The 6,539-nt window shown below is 54.9% G+C and carries 7 protein-coding genes; 5 read left to right on the forward strand and 2 right to left on the reverse strand.

All coding sequences use genetic code 11. The annotated features are described in order from the left end of the window. Window positions 1-183: 183 nt before the first annotated feature. Window positions 184-1,068: a chemotaxis protein CheW gene (locus Q7V06_RS10260; protein ID WP_304841135.1), complete on the reverse strand. Its 885-nt coding sequence runs from the start codon at window positions 1,066-1,068 to the stop codon at window positions 184-186. 162 nt (window positions 1,069-1,230) lie between these two features. Between Q7V06_RS10260 and Q7V06_RS10265 the strand changes: the two genes are divergently transcribed. The 4 genes from Q7V06_RS10265 to Q7V06_RS10280 are packed head-to-tail and all read left to right on the forward strand — an operon-like array spanning window position 1,231 to window position 4,536. Beyond that, window positions 1,231-1,941 carry a helix-turn-helix domain-containing protein gene (locus tag Q7V06_RS10265; protein ID WP_304841136.1) on the forward strand — a complete coding sequence of 237 codons (711 nt, stop codon included), beginning with the start codon at window positions 1,231-1,233 and terminating at the stop codon, window positions 1,939-1,941. Beyond that, window positions 1,935-2,984 carry a hydroxymethylglutaryl-CoA synthase gene (locus Q7V06_RS10270; protein ID WP_304841137.1) on the forward strand — a complete coding sequence of 350 codons (1,050 nt, stop codon included), beginning with the start codon at window positions 1,935-1,937 and terminating at the stop codon, window positions 2,982-2,984. The genes Q7V06_RS10265 and Q7V06_RS10270 overlap by 7 nt, the downstream gene beginning before the upstream one ends. Further along, window positions 2,981-4,144, forward strand: coding sequence for a thiolase domain-containing protein (locus Q7V06_RS10275; RefSeq protein ID WP_304841138.1), 1,164 nt, complete (start codon window positions 2,981-2,983; stop codon window positions 4,142-4,144). Before Q7V06_RS10270 ends, Q7V06_RS10275 begins: the two co-directional genes overlap by 4 nt. Window positions 4,145-4,146: 2 nt before the next feature. Continuing rightward, complete coding sequence (locus Q7V06_RS10280) at window positions 4,147-4,536, forward strand: Zn-ribbon domain-containing OB-fold protein (RefSeq protein WP_304841139.1); 390 nt, start codon at window positions 4,147-4,149, stop codon at window positions 4,534-4,536. Here the strand turns inward: Q7V06_RS10280 and Q7V06_RS10285 are convergent. Then, entirely contained in the window at window positions 4,509-5,441 is a 933-nt protein-coding gene (locus tag Q7V06_RS10285; protein ID WP_304841140.1) for a class I SAM-dependent methyltransferase family protein, read from the reverse strand. The genes Q7V06_RS10280 and Q7V06_RS10285 overlap by 28 nt on opposite strands. A 54-nt stretch (window positions 5,442-5,495) precedes the next feature. Between Q7V06_RS10285 and cofH the strand changes: the two genes are divergently transcribed. Then, window positions 5,496-6,539, forward strand: a 1,044-nt coding sequence (gene cofH, locus Q7V06_RS10290) for a 5-amino-6-(D-ribitylamino)uracil--L-tyrosine 4-hydroxyphenyl transferase CofH (RefSeq protein WP_304841141.1), incomplete at its 3' end; no start/stop codon positions are given.

A 6,539-nucleotide genomic window follows, 5' to 3' on the forward strand; every position in this document is an offset into this window, starting at 1 on the left:
GCGTCTCAATCTGCTGTGTAATGACACCCGCTGAGCTGCTGTATGAGACGATACCGACAAGGGATGTCGGTATGATCGCAAGAAGCAGACATATGACGAGGATCTTTGTTCCAACTTTCATGTCAGAGAAGAAATTGACCATGGTAAACCCCCCGGAGAGATGATTCCGGGAATTATTATCTCTTATTCTTCAAGTTCGTTAATCATCATCCGCCTATCTGTCAGAAGGGCTTTTGCATCGATGATGATCACATTATCTGCAATCCCGATGAGATGGCTCTGTGGGATAGTGGTGTTCGTCGGTTCTTGTGGGATTGGTCTCTTCAGGTGTGATGTACCCAGAATACGATCTGTGAGGAGGCCAAATGTCATCTTTCGATCAGAGAGGATGATCACCCGGTTAAAGTCTGTCAGTCCAAACTCGGGTATCCCGAAGAACTTCCTCAGATCGACGAGGGAGATGATCTTTCCCCTGACCGCTGATATGCCGGTGATGAATGCCGGGACACCCGGTACAGGAGTGATCTCACCCGTCAGGATCACCTCCCGGACATACTGCATCTCGACAGCGTACTCGACATACCCAAGCTGGAACCTGAGGATCTCAGGGTATATCCCCTCACCCTCCTCTTCCTGCGGTGCTCTCATCGCCTGTGCACGACGTTTGAGTATCCCTTCTGTCTCTTCGTCTGCTACCGGATGTACACCCTGATACAGCGGCAGTGCTGACAGGTCGTCGATGATGATCCGCCCGTCTTCTGACATTCTGGTTCCGATCAGATCTCCGGGCTTCGTCTTTCCTTCTGCCACTATCCCCTCAATCCGATCAGCACAGAGGGCGATCCCACGCTCTCCGAGTGTAGTGATGATCAGGCTGTCGGTCGCCCTGAGAGGGCGTCTTTCATGGGGATGAATGTCGATCGAGGTGATCGCCAGTTCCCTCCCATGGAAATCGATCACTCCTCTGTTCTGATCACGGGCAGCAACCATCCTGATCGTGGACTGGACACGGTCGAGGGGAAGGGCATATCCTGTCCCCCTTACACAGAAATGGAGGAGTTCTGTCATGGCAGATAATGAGGTATCGTTGTGCAGATAAGATAACTCTTGTGGGATGAGTCTTCATCGTCCCGGTCATCGGATGACGGAATCAGGAGGTGTAATCTCTCTTCGTGAAATGTCGAACTTGTATTCGTTAGATATATCTATGACGGGGTCATAGCAGTACAGGTGAAACCCGGACAGCGTCAACAGCTTGCAGAGAAGATCGCTGGAGAGATAACGCTCTCGGATGTGCCCGGCAAAGCGCTTAAGAAGTGGCGGACGAGCTTTAAGATACCCCCCGGCTCACTTGCCGAGTATCTTGGAGTCTCACCATCTGTCATCAGTGATTATGAGAGTGGGCGGCGGAAGAGCCCTGGAACTGCCGTTGTTGGTAAGATCGTCGACAGCCTCTTCTCGATCGACGAGGCAAACGGCGGAGGATTTGCTGAGAAGTACTCGAAGATGCTCTTCTCAACAATCGATGAGGATGTCATCTATGACCTTCACGATTTCAGCGATGCGGTTCCTGTGACGCTTCTTGCCGAGACGATCAACTGCAGTCGGATCTGCGGTGATGCAGATCACCGTGTCGTCGGATACACGGTTGTGAACAGTCTCAATGCAATTCTAACCCTCTCGCCAAACGAGTTCAACCGTATCTATGGATGGAGTACCGAGCGGGCGCTGATCTTTACGGATGTATCAAGTGGAAAGTCACCGATGGTGGCGATCCGTGTAACTCCGTTCAAACCACCCTGCGTCATTCTTCAGGGGATCCATCCGGATTCGGTCCACCCGCTTGTGGAGAGGCTTGCTGAACGCGATCGAATCACCGTCTTCACGACAGAAGAAAAGGTGCAGGATATCATTAAAAAATTGAGGGAACAGGAATGGTAGGCATCATCACCTACGGGGCATATATCCCCCGGTTTCGGATAAAGGTTGAGGAGATCGCACGGGTCTGGGGAGCAAACCCTGCTGAGATCTCAGGTGGCCTTGGTGTGTTTGAAAAGTCGGTTCCGGCTCTCGATGAGAATACCGCAACGATCTCCGTTGAGGCGGCGCGATCTGCGCTTGCACGCAGGACTATTAATCCTGACGATATCGGAGCGGTCTATGTCGGGTCCGAGTCACATCCCTATGCAGTGAAACCGACAGCAGTCACCGTCGGAGAAGCGATAGGAGCAACTCCGGTCATGACGGCGGCAGACTATGAGTTTGCCTGTAAGGCAGGAACTGCCGCAATTCAGACCTGTATGGGTCTTGTCGGATCGAAGATGGTGAAGTATGCCCTTGCTATCGGAGCAGATATCGCACAGGGTGCACCAGGCGATGCACTTGAATATACGGCGGCTGCCGGGGGTGCAGCGTTTCTGATCGGATCAGATGATCCCATCGCAGAGATCAATGCGACTCATTCATATTCAAGTGATACACCGGACTTCTGGCGGCGTGAAGGGCAGAATTATCCCCGTCATGGCGGCAGGTTCTCAGGTGATCCCGGGTACTTCAAGCATGTCTTCGGTGCAAGCCGCCTCCTCTTTGAGAAGGAGGGGACGAAACCGTCAGACTATACGTATGCCATCTTCCATCAGCCGAATGCAAAATTCCCAACCCGTGCGGCCCAGGTGCTTGGGTTCACCGGTGAGCAGATCCGACCCGGACTTGTCGTTCCGAGGATCGGAAACACCTACTCAGGGGCGTCCCCGGTGGGCCTTGCGGCGACATTGGATATCGCAGAGCCCGGAGATCGGATCTTCGTCTGTAGTTATGGCTCGGGTTCAGGCTCCGATGCCTTCGATATGACGGTTACGGATGCAATTCTGACTGCTATTGACCGTTCAAAGGCACCGACTGTTGAGGAGCTTCTGAAGAATACCAAATACCTCGACTATGCACTGTATGCCAGACACAAAGGAAAGATCGTGATGCAACAATGAGAGATGTGGCAGTGATTGGAGTCGGCTGCACGCAGTTTGGCGAGCGCTGGGATACGTCGTTTCGGGAGCTCTTTGTCGAAGCCGGCACCCTTGCTATTGAGGATGCGGGCATCGGTGGAGAGTCGATCGATGCACTGTATGTCGGAAATATGAGTGCCGGCAGATTTGTTGAGCAGGAGCATATCGGGGCACTCATTGCAGATTATGCCGGACTCACCAGGGCAGGCCATGTCCCGGCGACACGGGTTGAGGCGGCCTGCGCTTCAGGCGGTCTTGCGTTCCGGCAGGCAGTCCTTGCGGTTGCATCAGGAATGGAGGATATCGTCGTTGCAGCGGGAGTTGAGAAGATGACCGATGCCGGTGACTCAACCGATGTCCTTGCAGCAGCAGCAGATCGTGAATGGGAAGGGTTTGCGGGTGCGACCTTCCCTGGACTGTATGCGATGATCGCAACCGATTATATGCACCGCTATCCGCTCACCCGTGAACAGCTTGCGATGGTGGCGGTGAAGAACCATTTCCACGGGTCGATGAACCCGCTTGCACAGTTCCAGAATGAGATCAGGATTGATACGGTACTGAGATCAACGCTTGTTGCCGACCCACTCCGCCTCTTTGACTGTTCTCCGGTCTCTGACGGGAGTGCGGCGGTCGTTGTTGCCCCGCTTGAACGGGCACGGGAGTTCTGCGATACTCCGGTCACCGTCATCGGGACAGCTCAGGCAAGCGACACGATCGCACTGCATGACCGCCGGGATATCTCAACGCTGGATGCATCGGTTGCCGCCGGAAACCGGGTCTTTGAACGGGCACGGATTGAGCGCAGGGATATCGATCTGGTTGAGGTGCATGACTGCTTTACGATCGCTGAGATCTGTGCAGTTGAGGATCTCGGGTTTTTGAAGAAGGGTGAAGCCGGACGGTTCTATGAGGAAGGTCAGGCCTATATCGGCGGAGAACTTCCGGTGAACACCTCCGGCGGCCTGAAGGCCTGCGGCCATCCTGTCGGGGCAACCGGAATCAAGCAGGTCTATGAGGTCGTGACCCAGCTCCGTGGCGAGGCCGGGAGGCGTCAGGTGGATGGTGCAGAGATCGGTATGACCCAGAATGTCGGCGGTTCCGGTGCAACGGTCGTCTGCCATCTCTTCAGGAGGACCTGAATATGACGGTTGCAAGATTCTGGAGGAAGATCCCCCAGCGGTATAATCTGATCGGGACGAAGTGTGAGACCTGCCAGACGGTCTTCTTCCCGCCCCGCACCCTCTGCCCGGATTGCAGAAGGGACGGAAAGATCGTCGATCACCATTGCGGTGGTAAGGGAACGGTCGTCACCTTCACGGTGGTCAGGACTGCGAGTGATCAGTTCTCGAACCTCACTCCGTATGTGCTTGCGATCATTGAATTGGACGAGGGATGTCGCCTTACGTCTCAGGTGATCTGCGAGCCTCAGGAGATCTTCATCGGGATGAAGGTGAAATCGGTCTTCCGGGTGATCACCGAGGACGGACCATCGGGGATCATTCATTATGGGACGAAGTTCGTCCCGGTCTGACCCTTTTTTATATCATAGACCGCATGCCACTTTCCTGCCGAATATGAACGGAGAAACCGCTCGGTGATGGTGCAGTCTGGGATCTTCGATCTGATCTGATCGGTATATTCTCCTTCCTTCTCCTGAAGTGCATAGAGGTGGATGGTGCCGTCTGCTCGTGTGATCTGATCTGCTACTGAAAGGAATTCATGGGCGATAAAGGGGAGGTTCATCATGACACGGTCGAATCTGCCTGGGAAGAGTTCTCCAAGGCGGCGTGCATCACCGAGCATCGGGAGGACGTTTCTGATATGATTTGCTGCCAGGTTCTCCCTCAGGAGATGAATTGCTGAAGGATTTTTATCGCAGGCGAGGATCCATGCTGCCCGGTCTGCGAAGGTGATCGGAAACGGACCGACCCCGCAGAACATGTCACAGATCACTTCGCCTTCTGTCTGGAGTTCTCGAATCCGCTGCCGTTCAGTGGCGAGCCGCGACGAGAAGTACGCACTCGACAGGTCGACGGTAAACCGGTGATTATACTCGGTGCAGAGGGTTCTCGTGGTGGGGGTGCCTGCGAGGACAGTGTAACTCTTCGTCCGAAACTCCCCTTCGACGGCACCATCCGAACAGAGGACGGTATGGGTGGATGGCCGTGCAGCAAGGATCAGTTCCGCCCCTTCCGGATCATGCTCCTGCATGATCGCAATGCCTCCCACCTGTTCATGCCTCGGGAGGGTTGTCCGGGTCTCCATCTCCGGAAATGTGGCGCGCTCGGTTCCGGGTGGTGATCCGGTAACCGGAATGAGGAGATCCGATCCATCAGCTTTAGGTCGTCTGGTGCGGTCGAGGGTGCCGTCCTGGATCAACTCCTGCCGCTTCGTCTCGCCGTTCAGTTTCTTCACCCGGACTGCCCATGTCTCCATATCTGTATAAAATGGTGCGGATACTTCTTATTGGTGTTCTGTCTATCTGTCTGTATGGAAAAGGGAGTGCGGGAGATCCTTTCGGGTGTGATGGGTGGCGGCAGGATGACAGAGCAGGATGCGGTGGTCCTCCTCTCTGCAAAAGGCCGTGATGTCATGAGGATTGCCGCAGCAGCCGATGAGGCACGGGAGATTGCCGTCGGTGATGCGGTGACATTTGTCCGGAACCAGAATATCAACGTGACAAATATCTGTGTGAATGCCTGCGGATTCTGCGGTTTTTCAAAGAGGCCCGACGATCCGGAGTCATTTGAGTATTCGCTTGCTGATGTTGAGATGAAGGCGAAGATGGCGTTAGACGATCATCATGTCACCGAGATCTGTTCGGTCTCCGGTCTCCACCCCGCATTTGATGCCGACCGGTATGCCGGGATCATTGCTGCAATACAGCGTGGTGCGCCGGGTGTGCATATTCATGCGGGAAACCCGATGGAGGTCGCCTATGCGGCTAGTCAGAGCGGGATCTCAACTGTTCAGGTGCTCGGGATGCTGAAAGGTGCGGGTCTCTCCTCGCTCTGCGGGACTGCCGCTGAGATCCTGGTCGATCCGATCCGAAAGCAGATCTGCCCCGGGAAGATCCCGACAGACGAGTGGGTCCGGGTCGTCTCCGAGGCGCATCGGATGGGTATTCCGACGACTGCGACGATCATGTATGGCCATATCGAGTCGGATGCAGACCGCGCCCGGCATCTTGCGATCATCAGGGACATTCAGGATGATACCCGAGGGTTCACCGAGTTTGTACCCCTCTCGTTCATCCATCAGCAGACCCCGATCTACCAGAAGGGGCTGGCACGAGCCGGAGCAACCGGCAGAGAGGATATTCTGATGCATGCGGTATCCCGGCTCTTCCTTGATAATATCAGGCATATTCAGGTCTCCTGGGTGAAACTCGGCCAGAAGATGGCGCAGCTGCTCCTGCTTGCAGGTGCAGACGATCTCGGCGGAACGGTCTATGAGGAGTCAATTTCAAAGAGTGCCGGTGCACCAGAGACCGATTTCCTCGATCCTCTGGTGATGCAGCGGATGGCAGAGGAT

It is taken from the genome of Methanocalculus sp., assembly GCF_030651615.1.
GTDB lineage: Archaea > Halobacteriota > Methanomicrobia > Methanomicrobiales > Methanocorpusculaceae > Methanocalculus.